Raw genomic sequence first — 17,853 nt, 5'->3', positions numbered from 1 at the left:
TGAACTGAGGTTACGGTCTCAGTGGGCCTCGGGCGCGCGGGCGGCGGGGCTCAGATATTCGTTTTCGTCGTGCGCCTGGGCCGACAGGACGAAACGCCGGTCGCAATAGCCGCACTCGATGAAGTCGTCCTCGCCCATGTCCATATAGACCAGCGGATGCCCCAGGGCCCCGCCGCCGCCGTCGCAGGCCACGCGTTTGGTCGAGACGACGATCTCTTCGGGCGGCGGGATGATGGCGTCGGAATGGCGGGGAGGCATGGTCCGGTCCGGGTCTGAAAGGCTTGCGGGCTTCCTAGGCGGACCGGCCCCGAAGGTCAAACCTCGCTGGGCGCAGCCGGGCGACGACCCAGCAGCCGGTTCAGCATGGCCTTGCGCTTCTTGAACAAGGTCAGGCCCAGACAGGCCGCGCCGACCCACAGACCGATCTCGCCGATCAGCAACAGGGCGGCGCCGGCGATGGCGGCATGCGTCATCTCGATCTGATCGGTCTTGCCCGCCAGCAGCACCAGTCCTCCACTGGTATAGCCAATGGCGCAGACCGCCATGGCGACGAAGCCGATCAGGCGAGTGCGAGTCAGAGGCGTCTTGGCTTTTTGAACGGGGGTCACGTCGATCTCCATCAAGGTCGGTTGTCTTTATGACAAGGAAGCTAGACAAATAGACGATCGGAGTCAAGCACCATTGACACATAGACAGGTCTGCTTGTCGGATGGTGTCGGCGAGACAGGTTGGCGATTGCGATCGTGCGCCTTACCTATGCCGCTCGCCGTCCCGCCCGAGTGAATAGCCGATCATGTCAGAGACCCCCGCCCTGCCCGACAACGCCATTGAGGTGCGGGGACTGAAGAAGACCTATGCTGGGTCCAAGAAGGCCGCCCCCAAGACGGCCCTGCGCGGCGTTGATCTGGTCATTCCGCGCGGCTCCGTCTTCGGCCTGCTAGGCCCGAACGGCGCAGGCAAATCGACCCTGATCAACATCCTGGCCGGAGTGGTGAAGAAGTCCGAGGGCTCGGTGACTATTTGGGGCCGCGACATCGACAGGGAGCCGCGCGACGCCGCCGCCGCCCTGGGCGTCGTGCCGCAGGAGATCGTCGCCGACGTCTTCTTCACCCCGCGCGAATCGCTGGAGGTACAGGCGGGCTTTTACGGCGTGCCCAAGGACGAGCGCCGGTCCGACGAACTTCTGGCCGCGCTGGGCCTGTCGGACAAGGCCAACGCCTATGTCCGCGCCCTCTCCGGCGGTATGAAGCGCCGCCTGATGGTGGCCAAGGCCCTGGTCCACAATCCGCCCATTCTGATCCTGGACGAGCCGACAGCCGGCGTAGACGTCGAACTGCGTCGCCAGCTGTGGGCCTACGTCCGCCGCATCAACGAAGAGGGGGTGACCATCGTCCTGACCACCCACTATCTGGAAGAGGCCCAGGAGCTTTGCGACACCATCGCCATCGTCAACCGGGGCGAGGTGGTGGCCTGCGAGCCGACGCCGCAGCTATTGCGCCGTCTGGACAGCCGAAATGTCGTTGTGACCCCGGAAACGCCCCAGGCGACGCCGCCGGTGCTGGCCGGTTTCGAGGTTACGCCTCGTCCGGGCGGCGCCTTCGCGGTCGCCTACAAAAAGGGGCAGTCGTCGGTCGAGCAGGTTATCAACGCCGTGCGCGCCGCCGGCGTCACCATCGCCGACATCACCACCGAAGATCCGGACCTGGAGGACGTCTTCCTGGCCCTGACCTACGGCGATGCGTCACGGGTCGACCCGACCAGGGACTAATCGACCTCGGCCAGGAACTCGAAGATCGGCGCCTTGGCCTCGGCCTCGTCCAACATGGGCGCGTGGCCGATGCCGGGAACCTCGACATAGGCCATGGTTGGAGCCGCCCTCTTCATCCGCGCGGCGATGTCGGCGCTCAGCAGATCCGACTGAGCGCCTCGCACCAGCAGCGTCGGCTTCTTCTTCGCCAGCCGCCGGAACATCGGCCACAGGTTCGGGACCAGCGCCTTAGCCCCCGCCGCTCGGATCGGCACGGCGATGTCGGGATCGTAGTCCAGCGCGATCTCACCGTCCGGCTGCTGGCGGAAAATGCGCCGGGCGAAGGCGTCCCAGTCCGCATCCGTATAGTGCGGGAACGCCACCGCATTGATCCGCTTTGCATAGGCCGCCGCATCGGCCCAAGAGCCGATCTCGACGGGCTGACCGCTGTAGGCGGCGATGCGCGCCAGACCTTCCGGCGCCACCTCCGGCCCGATGTCGTTCAAGATGGCCGCGACCACCGCCTTGGGCCGCATCGCCGTCAGCGCCATGGTGATCAACCCGCCCATGGAGGTGCCGATGAAGACCGCTCGATCGATTCCAGCCTGCTCCATCAGGGCCAGAACGTCGCGCGCATAGAAATCTGGCGTATACGTCATGGGATCGGGCGCACGGTCCGACAGGCCGCGCCCGCGCATATCCACCGCCAGCACCCGCCGCCCGCTCTGGGCCAGAAGCGGCGCTATGGCTTCAAAATCGGCGCTGTTGCGGGTCAGGCCGTGGATGGCGATCACCGGCGGGCGCGCGACGCCGGGACCGGGCGCATAATCCCGCGCAAAGAGCGTGAGCCCATCCGACGAGGTCCAGCGGCGTTCAACGAATGGATAGGGCGCGCTCATTGGCGATGTCCTCCGATTTTGGATCAGAGTAATTCACCAGGCGAGGAAATGCGACGCCCGGTCTTAGAGACCGACCACATCGCGCACGAAAGCGTCCAGATCGCCGCCTTCGAAGAGGTAGCCCGCCACCCCGGCCCGATCTCCGGCCTGCAGATCCCGCTTCTGATCGCCGATGATGAAGGACTGGGTCGGGTCCAGATCATGCTCTTCGATGGCGCGCAGCAACATGCCCGGATTGGGCTTGCGATCAGGGTGGTCGGGATGGCGATAGCGCGCCTCGATCGCTTCAGGATGGAAGGGCGCGGAATAGACGGCGTCGATGATCGCGCCCTCTTCGGCCAGTCGCGCGACCAGCAGATCGTTGAAGGCGTTCATCGTCTCTTCGCTGAACAGGCCCCGCGCCACGCCCGACTGGTTCGTCACGATCACGGTGCGATAGCCGGCCTGATTCATCCGCCGCACCGCCGCCGCCGCGCCCGGAATCAGCTTCAGATCCTCGGGCCGATGCGGATAACCGCTGTCCTCGATCAGCACCCCGTCCCGATCCAGAAAGCCGGCGGGCCGGCCGGTCATGCGTCGCTCCGAAGCAATTCCGAAAAGGCGGTCATCAGGTGATAGAGGCTGGACGCCGGCGCCGCTTCATCGTGCGAGCGGCAGTCGGCGTCGTAGCTGTCCACCCATAGGCCCGGCACGGCGGTCGCCAGATGCGTGTGGAACACGGCGGCGATCAGTGCCGAAACGCAGGTGTCGCCAAAACTCAACCCTGTGCGAATGGCCTCGGTCTGGGCCCACAGACGCCGCCCGCCATCCAGCACCTCTCCCGCCGGGCCGATCTCACGGATGGCGAACCTGTCGCGATAGCCCTGGGCTGCCGCCCGACGATGCAGCGCCGTGGCCAGATCTGAATCGTCCCCGCTCTGTTTCAACAGCCAGGCCCATTCTTCGAGGTGGCCCGGCTCGATCACATAACCTGTCGCTGGATCGGCGGACCAATCCTCGGTGAAATATTCGCGGATCGCGCCGTCGATCAGGAAGCGCTGTTTGCACAGGTCCAGCGACGTCCGCGCCGCCGCCTCGAACGCGGGATCAGGCGCAATCGCCTGCCAGGCCAGCATGGCCTCCAGCATATGCATGTGGGGATTTTGACGCCGCGGCAGGCGCGGCGGCAGGGCCTCCTCCCATCCTCCATGCGAAGACGCCATCAACCGATCGATCGCAGCCAGCGTCTCAAGCGCCAGAGGCCGCGCTCGCGTATCACCCAGGACGCGGTGCGCCGCCGCGAGCGCGAACAGGACGAAGGCCAGGTCGTAGAGATCGGGCGTCTCATCGACCACCACGCCGTCGTCATCGGTCGCCGAGACCCAAAGGCCGTCGTCACGTCGGCGGTCGGCTATCAGTTGATCCAGCCCGGCCTTGGCCACCGCATGGCCCTGCGCCCATCCCAAGGCAGCCGCTTCGCAAAACACATAGACCTGACGCGCCTGAACCCGCGTGCGACGACGAAGACCGGTCACCGGCCGGCCATCGAAATCCAGCTGCTCGAAGAAGCGCCCCTGCGCATCCACGCCCCGCTCGGCCCACAGCGGCAGGGCATGGTCGAACAGCCAGTTCGAAACCCTGGTCCGGGCGGCGGAAAGCGTCGTCATGGCGCTGGCTTAAGACGCAAGCCGACGGGCGCCAAGACCTGTGTGCGGTAGCAAAGGGCAACGCGATGTGACGCCGCGCGATTTGGCCCGCGCGCCCGATCTTGCTAGGACGACCCGACATTCGCGGCCCGCCTGTCCGGCCGCCGCCCCCGATCCCCCGTGGAGAGCGTCCCCCATGATCCCCTTCATCGACCTTCAGGCCCAGCGCCAACGCCTCGGCGGCAAGATCGAGGCCGCCGTTCAGGAGGCCGTCGTCGGCGGCGCCTGGGTCATGGGTCCGCAGGTCCGCCAGTTCGAGGCCGACCTCGCCGCCTTCGGTCAGGCCAAGCACGCCTTGGGCTGCGGCAACGGCACCGACGCTCTGATCCTGCCGTTGATCGCCTGGGGCGTCCGCACCGGCGACGCCGTCTTCTGCCCCAGCTTCACCTTCACGGCCACGGCCGAGGTCGTGCCGTGGCTGGGCGCGTCGCCCGTGTTCGTGGACGTCGACGCCCACACCTACAATATGGACCCGGCCAAGCTTGAGGCGGCCATCGAAGCGGTCAAGGCCGAAGGTCGCCTGACGCCCAAGGTGGTCATCGCCGTGGATCTGTTCGGTCAGCCCGCCGACTATCCCGCAATCCGCGCCATCTGCGACCGTCATGGGCTGAAGCTGATCTCGGACTCGGCGCAAGGTTTCGGCTGCAGCCTGAACGGCGATCATCCGCTGAAGTGGGCCGATGTCACCACGACCAGCTTCTTCCCGGCCAAGCCCCTGGGCTGCTACGGCGACGGCGGTGCGGTGCTGACCGACGACGACGACCTGGCTCAGGAAATGGATTCCCTTCGCGTGCACGGCAAGGTCGTCGCCAAGGACCTCGAGGCCGGTGCCGCCGCCTTCGCCCACGACCCCAAATATCTGGCCATGCGCATCGGCATGAACAGCCGGCTGGACACCATCCAGGCCGCCATCCTGATCGAGAAGCTGAAGGTCTTCGGTCAGGAGATTGAGTGGCGCAACCGGATCGCCGCCCGCTACAACGAACGCCTCGCACCCCATGTCTCGGCCGTGCCCCACGTCATCGACGGCGGCGTCTCCATCTGGGCGCAGTACACGATCGAGCATGAGGACCGCGACGGGCTGGCCGCGCACCTGAAGGATCAGGGCGTGCCCACCGCCGTCTATTATCCGGTGCCCATGCACATGCAGCCGGCCTATCAGCGCTTCCCTCAGGGTGCGGGCGGCCTGCCCGTCACCGAACGGCTGAGGGACCGGGTCCTCAGCCTGCCGATGCACGCCGATCTGGACGAGGCGACCCAGGACAAGGTCGTCGCCGCCGTCGCCAGCTACAAGGGCTAAGCCGATGCCGAACACTCCCGCCCTCAAGATCGGCGTCGCCGGCGTCGGCGTCATGGGCCGCAACCATGCGCGCGTCGCCTCCGAGATGCGCGAGTTCGACCTGACCACCGTCTTCGATCCCGATGCGGTGACGGCCGAGGGCGTCGCCGCCGCCTATGGCGCATCACCTGTCACGACGGCCCAGGCCTTCGTCGACGCCGGTCTGGACGCCGCCATCGTCGCCACGCCCAACCGATTCCACGCCGAAATCGGCGTCGCCCTGCTGGAAAAGGGCGTCCACGTCCTGGTCGAAAAGCCGATCGCCGCCAGCGTCGCCGATGCCCAGCGCATGATTGATGCGGCCAAGGCCAATGACCGCGTTCTGATGGTCGGTCAGGTCGAGCGCTTCAATCCCGCAGTCGAAACCGTCAAGCGCGCCGTTACCGACGACGACATCATCTCGATCCAGATCACCCGGGTCGGTCCCTTCCCGCCCCGCATGGGCGAGGTCGGCGTGGTCATCGACCTCGCCGTGCATGACATCGACATCATCCGCCACCTGACGGGCTCGGAGATCGTCGAGGTCCAGCCGCAACTGGCCCGTACCCGCGCCGATCGCGAGGACACGGCCCTGCTTCAGTTCCGCCTGGACAGCGGGGTCATCGCCCACATCACCACCAACTGGGTCACGCCCTACAAGACCCGCACGCTGCAGGTGGCGACCAAGACCAAGTTCATCGTCGCCGATCTGATCACGCGCCAGGTCACAGAATATTTCGGCCAGCAGCCGGACGGCTCCTATTCGACCCGGATGCTGAACAGCTGGCCGGCCGAGCCGCTGAAAAAGGAGCTGGAGGCCTTCGCCCGCGCCATCACGACCGGCGAAACGCCGGCGGTCACCGGCGAAGACGGCCTGCGCAATCTCGAGGTCGCGCTGCGCTGCCTCGGCGAACACTGATCGGATCAGGCCCCGTTCTCGCCGCAAAACCTGAGGAAGAGAAACGTATGCGCCGTATCACCGCCACCGCTCTCGCCCTGATCGTCGTCGGTTCGGCAGCGGCGCCCGCTCATGCGGACACCCGCTACCTAGCCTATAATGCGTCGGACCGGATCACCCAGACGCTGACCAAGGGTGTCACCTTGCAGGTGCGGCGCGGTCTGTTCGGGGCGGTGCAGGTTGAACGTCTGTTCTCCACCACCGCGCGCGGGACAGCAGGCTTCACGCGCGGCGGGCCGGACGCCGCGCGACGCGTCCTGCCGCAGGGCGCCGAGGAAAACGACATCTATGCCATCGATCAAGACGGCGACGGCCGCGGCCTGTCGCGCGCCCTGTGTCCCGGCGCCGACGAGGTCTGGCTGATCATGGGTCGCGTCCGTGCGCCCCGTCCCCTGACGATGCAGGCGGTGGGTCGGTGGTCGGACGGCGCCTATCGACACTGCGTAACGCTCAGCTACGACTGGCGCGGCGAATGGGCGACGGCCCCGCAAGCGCAAACGCCACGAGACTGATCCGCGTTTAGACTGTTTCATAATGAGCACGCACAAGCGGGCAATTGTGAAGATTTGACTTTTATATTCGTCAGTGACACTTTGGGCACACGAGCGGCGGCGGCCGTTCTACCGCCCTGGAATATCCCCCCCCCCGGCGGCGAGAGAGACGAACCTCCCAGAGCCCGGCCCGTCGCGGCCGGGCTTTTTTTACGCGGCGCGCCTGCTAGACCGGGACATGACCCTTCGCCTCGCCACCTGGAACATCAACTCCGTCCGCCTGCGCATCGATCAGGTGGCCCGCTTCGTCGCCGAACGCGCGCCCGATGTCCTGATGCTGCAGGAGATCAAATGCACCACGGACCAGTTCCCGCGCGGCGCCTTCGAGGACATGGGCATGCCCCACCTTCGCGTGGCGGGCCAGAAGGGCTGGCACGGCGTCGCCATCGCCAGCCGCATGCCGCTTGAGGACAGCGACACCTTCCAGGTGTGCAAACTGGGTCATGCGCGCTGCGTCTCGGCCCGCGTGTCCGGCATCGACGTGCAGAACTTCTATATCCCCGCCGGCGGAGACGTTCCCGACCGGATGCTGAACCCCAAATTCGATCACAAGATGGATTTCTACGAGCAGCTGACCGCGATCGTGGCCAAGCAGGACAAGTCTCGCCCCCTGGTCATGGCCGGCGACTTCAACATTGCACCGGGAGAGGGCGATGTTTGGAACCACCGCTATATGTCCAAGATCGTCAGCCACACGCCGATCGAGGTGGAGGCCCTGAACAGGCTTCAGGAGACGGGCGGTTTCGCCGATGTGCTGCGCGACCGCTTCCCCGAGCCCCAGAAACTGGCCAGCTGGTGGAGCTATCGCGCCGCCGACTTCCGCAAATCGAATCGCGGTCTGCGCCTGGACCACATCTGGACCTCGCCCGGCCTGACCCCCGCCGTGGTCAAAGACACCGCCCGCATCCACGACGACGTCCGTGAATGGGATCGTCCCAGCGACCACGCGCCGGTGACGGTCGACCTGGACGTGTGATCCTCAATAGACGGCGACCGGCTTGACCGACCCCGCCGCCTTTCGCCCCCGGCCGACCTTTCTGGCGGCGCGCCCCAGCCGGACCACCGCCTCCTCCAGCTGATCTTCCGGCAAGGTATAGGGCAGGCGCAGCCGGCGTTCGAAGGCGCCGTCGACGCCGAATCGCGGACTGGCGGCGAGGCGCAGGCCTTCGGCCTCGGCCGCGATCGTCAAAGCGGAACTGATCGGCCCCGGCAGCCGCGCCCATAGGGACAGTCCCCCAGCCGGGCGCGGACAGACCCACTCAGGCAGTTTTTCGGCGAGCCGCGCCCGCAGATGATCCCGCCGGGCGCGCAAGAGGGGCCGGCGCGCCGCTAAGGCCTTGCCGCCGTCGTTCAACAGTTCGACCGCCGCCAGCTGCTCCAGGATCGGAACACCCAGATCGAAGCTGGCGCGACTTTGGGCCAGACGCTGGATCACCGCCCGGTCCGCGCGGATCCAGCCGATCCGCAAACCGCCCCAGACGCTTTTGGACATCGATCCCAGTCTGACAATCCGTGGCGCATCGACGGCCGAGGCGCTGAGCGCCGGCGGTCCGCTCAACGTCAGTTCGACCAGGGTCTCGTCCAGCACCAGCAGGGTCTCCGACCCCTTCAGCCCCGCCAGCAAGCGCGTCCGATCCGCCGCCCGCATCATTCGGCCGGTCGGGTTGTTATGGTCCAGCACCAGATAGGCCATGGCCGCGTTGCTGCTGCGGCAGGCCGTGATCAGACCCTCGACGTCCCAACCCTCCTCGCCCTCGCCGTCCGGCAAGGCGACGGGTACGGCGCGACCGCCCGCGGCCAGGATGGCGTCGATCGCCTGCGGATATGTGGGATGGTCGAACACCACCGGGGCGCCGGGCCGCGTCGTCAGGCGCAGCAGATGGACCAGTCCGTTGTGCGCGCCATGCGTGATCAATATCTGCCCCGAAGAGGTCGCCAGGCCGCGCCGCCGGTATCCCGCGGCCACCGCTTCGCGCAGTTCCTCCAGCCCCGACGTCTCATAACCGTGTCCTGGCAGGTTCGCCGGCAATCGCTCCAGCGCCCGCACATAGGCTGCATGCACATTGGCATCGGCCGGCAGGACGGCGGCGGTCATGTCGATCAGGCCGGACCTGTCCGTTTGCGTCGCCTCATGACGCGGCGCCGGTCCGTTCGGCAGGCTGGTGCGTGCGGCGGCGCCCTGCCCGCCGGTCAGAAACCCGTCATCCCGCAAGCGGCCGTAGGCGGCCGAGACGGTCGTTCGGCTCAAGCCCAGCGCCTGGGCCATTTCCCGTTCGCCGGGCAAACGCGCCGCCAACGGCAATCGCCCGTCCAAAATCAGAAGCCGTAGCGCCCCCGCTAGCTGCCGATAGGCCGCCCCGGCACCCGGCGCACGCCAGGCGCCGAGGTGGCGCGTCAGAGCAACAAGACCGATTGACCGCGACGACATGGGGCCAGAATGGCATAACTGGCCCTGTTTTTGATAGCCAGTTTGGCGCATCAGATCGATTTATGACCCGTCGCCTGATCCAGCTCTTCGCCGGCCTGTTTCTCTACGGCCTGTCCATCGCCCTGATCGTCCGCGCCGATCTCGGTCTGGATCCATGGGACGTGCTGAACCAAGGGGTGTTCGAGCGGTTCGCGAAACCCGCCGGGATCAACTTCGGTCTGGTGGTCAATCTGATCGGTATGGCCGTGTTGCTGCTATGGATTCCCCTGCGCCAGAAGCCGGGGATCGGGACCGTCGCCAATGTGCTGGTCATCGGCACGGTCGCCAACGTCGGCCTAGGCTGGATTCCGTCCGACCTGGGCCTACCGCTCCGGGCCGGCCTGCTCATCGCCGGCATCGTCCTGAACGGCGTGGCCAGCGGGGCCTATATCGGCGCAGGCCTCGGTCCCGGCCCCCGCGACGGCCTGATGACCGGCATCATCGCGCGCACAGGCTGGCCGGTGAAATGGGTGCGGACGGCCATCGAACTAGCCGTTATCGCCGTCGGCTGGCTGTTGGGCGGCTCGGTCGGGGTGGGCACTTTGCTCTACGCCCTGACCATCGGCCCGCTGGTCCACATCTTCCTGCCGCTGCTCACGATCCGCCCGAAGACGGCCGACTGAGCCCTTAGGGCTGCAGCCGGTATCCGCCCGCATCGGTCAGCAGAAGGCGGGCATGGCCGGGTTCCGGTTCGATCTTCTGGCGCAGGCGATAGATATGGGTTTCCAGCGTGTGGGTCGTGACCCCGGCGTTGTAGCCCCAGACCTCGGTCAGCAACTCTTCGCGCGACACCGGCTTGGCCCCGGCGCGATAGAGGTATTTGAGGATATTGGTTTCCTTTTCGGTCAACCGCACTTTCTTGCCCTTGGCGTCCATCAGCACCTTGGCGGCAGGCCGGAACTCGTAGGGGCCGATGGTGAAGACGGCGTCCTCGGATTGTTCATGGCTGCGCAGATGGGCGCGAATGCGCGCCAGCAGCACGGCGAACCGGAAGGGCTTGGTGACATAGTCGTTGGCCCCGGCGTCCAGACCCAGGATGGCGTCGGCGTCCGCCGATTGCGCCGTCAGCATGATCACCGGCGTCGAAACCCCGTCCTTACGCAACAGGCGACAGGCCTCGCGGCCATCCATATCGGGCAGATCGACGTCCAACAGGATCAGATCGGCGCGGATCTCGCGCCCCATTCGCACGCCATCGGTCGCGGTTGCAGCCTGCTGAGTCTTGAACTCCTCATGCAGGTTCAGCTGCTCGGCCAAGGCCTCGCGCAGGTCGTCGTCGTCGTCAATGATCAGAATGGTCTTGGGCGTAGGCATGGGACAGACAATGGCGAGGCTTGGCCCCCGCGCCAAGGCTTGGGGGTGCGAATATTCACATCGGGTTACGAGCTAGAGGGCGTTTCGGGTCGATTTCGTTCCCCGAACAAGGCCGTGCCGACCCTGACGTGCGTCGCGCCGCACCGGATGGCGGTCTCGTAGTCGCCGCTCATGCCCATCGACAGGACCGACAAACCGTGGCGTTCGGCCATGTCCCGCAACATCTGAAAATGCGGCCCTGCGTCCTGATCCGCCGGTGGAATGCACATCAGACCCTCGAGCGTCAGCCCATAGGTGTCGCGGGCCGCCGCAATCAGGGCGTCGGCGGCGTCGGGCAGGACCCCGGCTTTCTGAGGCTCCGCGCCCGAGTTCACCTGGACCAGGACGCGCGGCGATCGGCCGCGCTTTTCGCCCGCCTGCGCCAAGGCGCGCGCCAGTTTTTCACGGTCTAGGGTTTCGATCACATCGAACAGGGCGACCGCATCCTCGGCCTTGTTGGTCTGCAAGGGGCCGATCAGCCGCAGTTCCAGACTCGGCAAGGCCCCACGACGGGCGGCCCAACGGCCTTGCGCCTCTTGAACTCGGTTCTCGCCGAAGATCCGCTGACCCGTCGCCAGGATAGCGTCGATGGCCTCTGGGGCTTGCGTCTTGGAAACGGCGGTCAGGGTCACGCTCGCCGGATCCCGACCGGCCGCATGGCAGGCGGCGTCGATGCGCGCCCGCACCTCGGCGACCCTTTCGGCGATGGACGGGGCGGAAAAAGCGGAGGAAGAAGAGGTCATGATCCTGCCGGCCGGTTACAGCGACAATGCGCGCGCGCTCTGGAACGCCGCGACCGCTCTAAACCGCGCCGCCGCCGCTGTCAGCCCGGCAGCCGCAGCCTTGCCGCCGATGCTGTTCTTCACCGACCCGGATCGCACGACCAGACCGTGGGAGACAGCGGCGCGCCTGCCCGCCGGCTCGGCCGTGGTCTATCGCGCCTTTGGCGCCTCCGACGCCGTCGAGACGGGGCATCGGCTTCGGGAAGAGACGGCCGATCGGGGCGTGAAACTGTTGGTCGGGCTGGACCCTGATCTGGCCGAGGCGATCGACGCCGACGGGCTCCACCTGCCTGAACGTGCGGTGGAGCAGACAGCGCGCATTCGCGCAGACCGACCCGACTGGATTTTGACAGCGGCCTGGCACGGCCTATCGCTGCCGCCCGAAGACCTGAACGCACTGATCCTGTCGCCGGTGTTTCCAGCGGGCGGCGTGTCCGCCGGCAAACCTGCCCTGGGCATCGCTGCTTTCGAACAGCATGTGAAAGCCGCCGGCCTGCCCGTTTATGCGCTGGGCGGCGTCACGCCAGAAAACGCCGCAACGCTCGCACACACAGGCGCCTGCGGCCTAGCGGCGGTAAATGCGATCCAGTCAGCGTTTCGCTGACCGATCGAAATCAGAACTTGAAGATGGTTTCCAGACGGACGCGGGGCTGGGCCCGACCATTGGTTTCGGGCGCGCGGGCCGGATCGGCTTCCGGCGTGCTGACGGCGGCGGCGGCGCCGACGCGCAGACGGTCGTTCAGGCGGTAATAGGCGCCGGCCTCGACATCACCCCAGTCGGTCTCGCGACCCACGGGCTGGTTCAGGTTGAAATCCAGGCCCCAGCGGCCACGATCGTTCAGGCGCAGGCCGCGACGTTGCGGCGCCGGCGCATTGCGCTGCGCCGCCTGCGCTTCCGAAAGAGAAACGGTGGATGTGCTTTGGGCGAGCGCCGACGTCGACGCGGCCATCGCCGTCGTCGCCATCACCACAGCCAGGAAACCACCGAACCGCATACCGAATCCTTCGAACCCCGCCATGAGGCGGCGTTTCAACCCTGAACCGACCTTATATGGTCGTGAGCCCCGCGATTAGACACCGGGTGTCTGCGCGGTCAACGCAATGAGCCGGCGATAACAAGGTTCCCGCGCATTGTTGTCAGCGTATGTGTCTCAAGCGTCACGGGATTCGGGCGGATTCCGGCGAAATCTCACATGCTCTTCACAAAACACCGCGACGCGCGATGCTACGGGAAACCGACTTCGCCTTGTCATCGCCCCTTTTCGCCGTGTTATAGAGCCTGGTAATCGGCATTCCCCATGCCGTGCGCGCGTGCGGGCGAGGGCTCTCACGTCCCTGAGTTTACGGAGACTTCTCTTGATGAGCCTCAACAAGGCCCTGGTTCGGAACGTCGCGGTCGTGCTGGTCTCGGGCGTGGCCCTGGGCGCGTCCCTGTCGGGCTGCTCGAGCATTCCCTTCGTCGGCGGCAAGAAGTCTGCGCCCAAGACGAACGTGCAACAGGGCATCGGCGTCAACGCCTACCTGTGGCGCGCCTCGCTGGACACGCTCAGCTTCATGCCGCTGCTGACCGCCGATCCGTGGGGCGGCGTCATCAACTATGACTGGTACATCAACCCCCAGACGCCGAACGAGCGCTTCAAGGCGACCGTCTTCATCCTGGACACCCGTCTGCGCGCCGACGCGCTGAACGTCACGGTGACCAAGGAAGTGAAGGGCGCCGATGGTCAGTGGACCGCCGCCCCGGTCGCCGCCCAGACCGAGGCCGATCTGGAAAACGCCATCCTGACCAAGGCGCGCCAGCTGAACCTGTCGAACGCCGGCTAAAGCCGGCGCTCGCTCTTATTTCTAGGCGCTACCGCCCTTCGGGCTGCTTGAGCGCGACGCGTCCAAGAGTTTTTAGGACGCATTACTTCTTGGGCGCTGTCGTCCTTCGGGCTAGTTGAGCCGGGAGGGCGTCAGCGCCCTTTCGACTTTCAGGACGACCGTGGCCCGTTACGAACCCAAGACCGCCGAACCCCGCCAGCGGGCCCGATGGGCCGAGGCTTCCGCCTTCGTCACGAAGGACACCGGCCGGCCGAAATACTATGTGCTGGAGATGTTCCCCTATCCGTCGGGCAACATCCACATGGGTCACGCCCGCAACTATGTGATGGGCGACGTGGTGGCGCGGTCCAAGCGCGCGCAAGGGTACGACGTTCTGCACCCGATGGGCTGGGACGCCTTCGGCATGCCGGCCGAAAACGCAGCCATGGAGCGCGGCATCCATCCCAAGGGCTGGACCTATTCCAACATCGCCAACATGCGCGAGCAGCTGAAGCTGCTGGGCCTTTCGCTGGACTGGTCGCGTGAGTTCGCCACCTGCGACCCGGAATACTACGGCAAGCAGCAGGCCTGGTTCTTGGAGCTGTATCGGCGCGGTCTGGTCTATCGCAAGGATGCGGTGGTCAACTGGGATCCGGTCGACAACACGGTCTTGGCCAACGAACAGGTGATCGATGGACGCGGCTGGCGCTCGGGCGCCCTGGTCGAGAAGCGCAAGCTGAACCAGTGGTTCCTTCGCATCACCGACTATGCCGACGACCTGATCGACGGCCTGAAGACCTTGGACCGCTGGCCCGAAAAGGTCCGGCTGATGCAGGAGAACTGGATCGGCAAGTCCAAGGGTGCGACCCTGTGGTGGGACATCGCCGAGGCGCCGGCCTTCCTGCCCGCCTCTCCCGAGGGCGAACCCAATCACGCCCGCGACCCCATCGAGGTCTATACGACCCGCCCCGACACCCTGTTCGGGGCCAGCTTCCTGGCCCTGGCCCCCGACCATCCCCTGGCCAAGGCCATCGCGGAGCACCGGCCGGACGTGGCGGACTTCATCAAGGCCTGCGCCCAAACCGGCACCAGCGAAGCTGAGATCGAAAAGGCCGAGAAGCTGGGCGTCGATCTGGGCGTCCGCGTCCGCCACCCCTTCGATCCGGACAAGACCCTGCCGGTCTGGGCCGCTAACTTCGTGCTGTCGACCTATGGCTCGGGCGCCATCTTCGGCTGCCCGGCCCACGACCAGCGCGACCTGGATTTCGCCCGCAAATACGATCTGCCGGTGACGCCGGTGGTCAAGCCCGACGACGCCGAGACCATCGAGATCGGAACCGAGGCCTATGTCGGTCCCGGCCGCATCTTCAACTCCGACTTCCTGGACGGAATGGACGTCGAGGCCGCCAAGGCCGCCGCCATCGCCAAGGTCGAGGCCGCCGGCCAGGGTCGCGCCGAGACCATCTATCGCCTGCGCGACTGGGGCGTCTCGCGCCAGCGCTACTGGGGTTGCCCGATCCCGATCATCCACTGTCCGTCTTGCGGCGTCGTCGAGGTTCCCGCCGATCAGTTGCCGGTCATCCTGCCTGATGATGTGACCTTCGACGTGCCCGGCAACCCGTTGGCGCGTCACGCGACCTGGAAGCACGTCAAATGCCCCTCGTGCGGCGCGGATGCTACGCGCGAGACCGACACGCTCGACACCTTCGTAGATTCCAGCTGGTATTTCGCGCGGTTCACCGATCCGACGGCCGAGGCGCCGATCGACAAGGCCGCCGCCGACCGCTGGCTGGCTGTCGATCAATATATCGGCGGGGTCGAGCACGCGGTCCTGCACCTGCTGTACGCCCGCTTCATCACCCGCGCCCTGTCTGACGCCGGCATGTTGTCGGTGAAGGAGCCGTTCGCCGGCCTGTTCACCCAAGGCATGGTGGTCCACGAGACCTATCGCCGGGCCGACGGCGCCTGGGTCGAGCCGACCGACGTGGAGCTGAAGAACGACAACGGCGTCCGCTCGGCCCGCCAGCTTTCGACCGGCGAAATCCTGGTCATCGGCGACATCGAAAAGATGTCGAAGTCCAAGAAGAACGTGGTCGCTCCGGCCGAGATCCTGGAAAGCTACGGCGTGGACGCCGGTCGCCTGTTCGTCCTGTCCGACAGCCCGCCCGAGCGGGACGTGCAGTGGACTCCTGGCGGCGTGGAGGGCGCCAGCCGCTTCGTCCAGCGCGCCTGGACCTTGTTCGACACCTATGACGCCGGTTTCGCCGGCGAGGATAAGGCCAACGCCGAGCTGCTGCGCGAGACGCACAAGGCCATCAAGGCCGTGTCCGAAGGGGTCGAAGGCTTCCGCTTTAACTCGGCCATCGCCAAGCTCTACGCCTTCGTCGCCACCATCCGCGACAACGCCCAGGCCGGCGGCGACGCCAAGCGGCAGGCCCTGTCGGCACTGGCCCGTCTGATCGCCCCCTTCACCCCGCACCTGGCCGAAGAAGCCTGGACCCGGCTGGGAGAAGACGGGATGGTTCTGGACGCGCCGTGGCCCGTGTGGGACGCTGCGCTCGCGGCCGACGACGAGGTGGTCCTGCCCATCCAGATCAACGGCAAGCGTCGCGCGGAAATCCGCGTGCCGCGCGGCATGGAGCCGTCCGAGGTCGAAGCCCTGGTCCTGGCCGACGAAACGGTCAAGGCGCGGCTGGAGGGTCTGAGCGTGAAGAAGATCGTCGTGGTCAAGGACCGCATCGTCAATCTGGTGGCCGGCTGATGCGTATTGCGGCGGCTTTCGCGGTTCTCGCGTCTCTGGCGGTGTCCGCCTGCGGCTTCACGCCCATGTACGCGGAGCCGGCCGTGGGGTCGTCCCTGCGCCGGATCGCCGTCACGACCCAGGACGACCGCCTGGGCTATCGCCTGCGCGAGCAGCTGGAAGACGTCCTCGCTTGGGATCGCGGCGCGACGCCGCTGTATCGCCTGACGACCGAGGTCCAGCAGAACCGCCGCTCGCTGGGTCGCCGCATCGACGACACCGCCACCCGCTATGAACTGACGGTCAAGGCGACCTGGACCCTGACCCCGGCTGCCGGCGGAATGCCTGTCAGCGGCACGGAAACGGTCACCACGACCTACGCTACCGCCGACCAGCCCTATGCCGCCATCGCCGCCCAGCAGGACGGCGAGGAGCGCGCCGCAGCCGAACTGGCTCGCCTGATCCGACTGGATCTGATGCAGGCGCTGTCGAACCCGTGATCCTGGCCAAACGCCCTGAGATCGATCGCTTTCTAAAGGCGCCCGATCCGGCGATCCGGGCGGCGGTGATCCACGGCAAGGACCGGTCGGGCGTCGCCGAGCGGGCCGAGGTGTTGTGCAAGACGGTCACGCCCGACCTGAACGACCCCTTCAACGTCACCGTCCTGACCGACAGCGACATCGATGGCGACGAAACGAAGCTGGAAGAGGCGCTGACGGCCATGTCCCTGATGGGCGGCCGTCGTCTGGTGCGCATCCGTCTGTCGGCGCTGAAGCCCGGCGTGGACAAGGCTGTCGCCGCCGCGCTGAAGATCCACGCCGACGGCGGCTACAATCCCGACGCCATGATGGTGGTCGAGGCCGACCAGCTAGGCCGCGAATCCGCGCTCAGAAAGGCGGCCGAGAAGGAAAACGGCGCGGTCGGCATCGTCTGCTACGAGGACGAAACCGGCGATGTCGCCCGCATGGTCCGTGAAGCCCTGGCCGCCGACAAGGTGGGCCTGACGTCCGACGCCCTGGACCGTTTCGTCGCCCGCCTGCCGCGCGAGCGGGGCTTGATGCGGCAGGAGATCGAGCGGCTGGCCCTGTTCATCGGCCCCGGCTCCGGCAAGACTCTGGATATGGACGCGCTGGAGCATCATCTTGGCGTCGAGCCGGACGCCTCCCTGTCGGATGCGGCGCTTCAGGCCTTCGGCGCGCGTCCCGGCCCGGCGCAGGCGGGGCTCAGGCGCGCTTTCGCCGAGGGCGAATCGTCGGTGCTGGCCGTTCGCTCCGCCGCAATCCATCTCGGCAAGCTACGCCGGATCAATATCTTGCAGGCCAACGGCGCAAACGCCAAGGAGGCCGCCAAGGCCGCCGGCGTCTTCTGGAAACAGGAGGCGGAAATGCTGCGTCAGGCGCGGTCCTGGCGGCTCGAAGCCCTGGACGAAGTCTTGGACAGCATCAACACGGCCGATGTCGCCACCAAGACGACCGGAATGCCGGACCAATTGATCGCCGAACGCCTGCTGCTGGAAATCGCAGGTCGCGCCAGACGGCTGGGGCTGTAGC

The 17,853-nt window shown here is 66.6% G+C and carries 20 protein-coding genes; 11 read left to right on the top strand and 9 right to left on the bottom strand.

Annotated features, from left to right (window positions below; genetic code table 11):
• Nucleotides 1–18: 18 nt before the first annotated feature.
• Nucleotides 19–258: a zinc-finger domain-containing protein gene (locus A4249_RS13825; RefSeq protein ID WP_017505425.1), complete on the bottom strand. Its 240-nt coding sequence runs from the start codon at nt 256–258 to the stop codon at nt 19–21.
• Between the two features lie 56 nt (nt 259–314).
• Entirely contained in the window at nt 315–608 is a 294-nt protein-coding gene (locus A4249_RS13820; protein ID WP_231868713.1) for a hypothetical protein, read from the bottom strand.
• Between the two features lie 185 nt (nt 609–793).
• Between A4249_RS13820 and A4249_RS13815 the strand changes: the two genes are divergently transcribed.
• Nucleotides 794–1,768: an ABC transporter ATP-binding protein gene (locus A4249_RS13815; protein ID WP_066553651.1), complete on the top strand. Its 975-nt coding sequence runs from the start codon at nt 794–796 to the stop codon at nt 1,766–1,768.
• Here the strand turns inward: A4249_RS13815 and A4249_RS13810 are convergent.
• The 3 genes from A4249_RS13810 to A4249_RS13800 all read right to left on the bottom strand — a co-directional run bounded on the left by A4249_RS13810 (nt 1,765) and on the right by A4249_RS13800 (nt 4,292).
• Complete coding sequence (locus A4249_RS13810; protein ID WP_066553650.1) at nt 1,765–2,646, bottom strand: alpha/beta fold hydrolase; 882 nt, start codon at nt 2,644–2,646, stop codon at nt 1,765–1,767. The two genes, A4249_RS13815 and A4249_RS13810, sit on opposite strands and share 4 nt — an antisense overlap.
• A gap of 63 nt (nt 2,647–2,709) precedes the next feature.
• Nucleotides 2,710–3,219 (bottom strand): D-glycero-alpha-D-manno-heptose-1,7-bisphosphate 7-phosphatase, encoded by a 510-nt coding sequence (locus A4249_RS13805; protein WP_066553648.1) that lies wholly within the window; start codon nt 3,217–3,219, stop codon nt 2,710–2,712.
• The gene (locus A4249_RS13800; RefSeq protein ID WP_066553641.1) at nt 3,216–4,292 is read right to left on the bottom strand and encodes an AGE family epimerase/isomerase; all 1,077 of its coding nucleotides are present in this window, start codon (nt 4,290–4,292) and stop codon (nt 3,216–3,218) included. Before A4249_RS13800 ends, A4249_RS13805 begins: the two co-directional genes overlap by 4 nt.
• Before the next feature lie 175 nt (nt 4,293–4,467).
• Here A4249_RS13800 and A4249_RS13795 point away from each other — a divergent pair, with 175 nt between their 5' ends.
• The 4 genes from A4249_RS13795 (at nt 4,468) to xth (ending at nt 8,134) form a co-directional block, all read left to right on the top strand.
• Nucleotides 4,468–5,631 (top strand): DegT/DnrJ/EryC1/StrS family aminotransferase, encoded by a 1,164-nt coding sequence (locus tag A4249_RS13795; RefSeq protein ID WP_055809545.1) that lies wholly within the window; start codon nt 4,468–4,470, stop codon nt 5,629–5,631.
• 4 nt (nt 5,632–5,635) lie between these two features.
• Nucleotides 5,636–6,568: a Gfo/Idh/MocA family protein gene (locus tag A4249_RS13790; RefSeq protein WP_055809548.1), complete on the top strand. Its 933-nt coding sequence runs from the start codon at nt 5,636–5,638 to the stop codon at nt 6,566–6,568.
• A gap of 47 nt (nt 6,569–6,615) precedes the next feature.
• Nucleotides 6,616–7,119 carry a hypothetical protein gene (locus A4249_RS13785; protein WP_066553639.1) on the top strand — a complete coding sequence of 168 codons (504 nt, stop codon included), beginning with the start codon at nt 6,616–6,618 and terminating at the stop codon, nt 7,117–7,119.
• A gap of 217 nt (nt 7,120–7,336) precedes the next feature.
• A complete protein-coding gene (gene xth, locus A4249_RS13780) occupies nt 7,337–8,134 on the top strand; it encodes an exodeoxyribonuclease III (RefSeq protein WP_066553638.1) in 798 nt (265 codons plus the stop codon).
• Nucleotides 8,135–8,137: 3 nt separating this feature from the next.
• On the opposite strand, the gene yczR is transcribed toward xth, so the two are convergent.
• Complete coding sequence (yczR, locus tag A4249_RS13775) at nt 8,138–9,586, bottom strand: MocR-like transcription factor YczR (protein WP_066553637.1); 1,449 nt, start codon at nt 9,584–9,586, stop codon at nt 8,138–8,140.
• A gap of 62 nt (nt 9,587–9,648) precedes the next feature.
• On the opposite strand from yczR, the gene yczE reads away from it, so the two are divergent.
• A complete protein-coding gene (gene yczE / locus A4249_RS13770; protein ID WP_066553634.1) occupies nt 9,649–10,248 on the top strand; it encodes a membrane protein YczE in 600 nt (199 codons plus the stop codon).
• 4 nt (nt 10,249–10,252) lie between these two features.
• Here the strand turns inward: yczE and A4249_RS13765 are convergent, their stop codons facing one another.
• Together A4249_RS13765 and A4249_RS13760 are read right to left on the bottom strand one after the other, a co-directional pair.
• Nucleotides 10,253–10,939, bottom strand: coding sequence for a response regulator transcription factor (locus tag A4249_RS13765; RefSeq protein WP_066553631.1), 687 nt, complete (start codon nt 10,937–10,939; stop codon nt 10,253–10,255).
• A 65-nt stretch (nt 10,940–11,004) separates the two neighbouring features.
• Nucleotides 11,005–11,721 carry a YggS family pyridoxal phosphate-dependent enzyme gene (locus A4249_RS13760; RefSeq protein ID WP_066553629.1) on the bottom strand — a complete coding sequence of 239 codons (717 nt, stop codon included), beginning with the start codon at nt 11,719–11,721 and terminating at the stop codon, nt 11,005–11,007.
• On the opposite strand from A4249_RS13760, the gene A4249_RS13755 reads away from it, so the two are divergent.
• Entirely contained in the window at nt 11,720–12,364 is a 645-nt protein-coding gene (locus A4249_RS13755) for a thiamine phosphate synthase (protein ID WP_197458397.1), read from the top strand. The two genes, A4249_RS13760 and A4249_RS13755, sit on opposite strands and share 2 nt — an antisense overlap.
• A gap of 10 nt (nt 12,365–12,374) precedes the next feature.
• On the opposite strand, the gene A4249_RS13750 is transcribed toward A4249_RS13755, so the two are convergent.
• Nucleotides 12,375–12,755, bottom strand: a complete 381-nt coding sequence (locus A4249_RS13750) for an NtrZ family periplasmic regulatory protein (RefSeq protein ID WP_066553626.1) — start codon at nt 12,753–12,755, stop codon at nt 12,375–12,377.
• 364 nt (nt 12,756–13,119) lie between these two features.
• On the opposite strand from A4249_RS13750, the gene A4249_RS13745 reads away from it, so the two are divergent.
• The 4 genes from A4249_RS13745 to holA all read left to right on the top strand — a co-directional run bounded on the left by A4249_RS13745 (nt 13,120) and on the right by holA (nt 17,852).
• Entirely contained in the window at nt 13,120–13,584 is a 465-nt protein-coding gene (locus tag A4249_RS13745; protein WP_066553623.1) for a DUF3576 domain-containing protein, read from the top strand.
• Nucleotides 13,585–13,744: 160 nt separating this feature from the next.
• Nucleotides 13,745–16,324, top strand: a complete 2,580-nt coding sequence (gene leuS / locus A4249_RS13740) for a leucine--tRNA ligase (RefSeq protein ID WP_066553622.1) — start codon at nt 13,745–13,747, stop codon at nt 16,322–16,324.
• Nucleotides 16,324–16,803, top strand: coding sequence for an LPS assembly lipoprotein LptE (lptE, locus tag A4249_RS13735; RefSeq protein WP_066553621.1), 480 nt, complete (start codon nt 16,324–16,326; stop codon nt 16,801–16,803). Before leuS ends, lptE begins: the two co-directional genes overlap by 1 nt.
• On the top strand, nt 16,800–17,852 hold the full coding sequence (gene holA, locus A4249_RS13730) for a DNA polymerase III subunit delta (protein ID WP_066553619.1): 1,053 nt from the start codon (nt 16,800–16,802) through the stop codon (nt 17,850–17,852). Before lptE ends, holA begins: the two co-directional genes overlap by 4 nt.
• The last annotated feature ends 1 nt before the right edge of the window (nt 17,853 follow it).

The sequence above is a fragment of the Brevundimonas sp. GW460-12-10-14-LB2 genome, from assembly GCF_001636925.1.
In the GTDB taxonomy this organism is placed as follows: domain Bacteria; phylum Pseudomonadota; class Alphaproteobacteria; order Caulobacterales; family Caulobacteraceae; genus Brevundimonas; species Brevundimonas vesicularis.
This window is presented reverse-complemented; position numbering and strand designations above follow the sequence as displayed.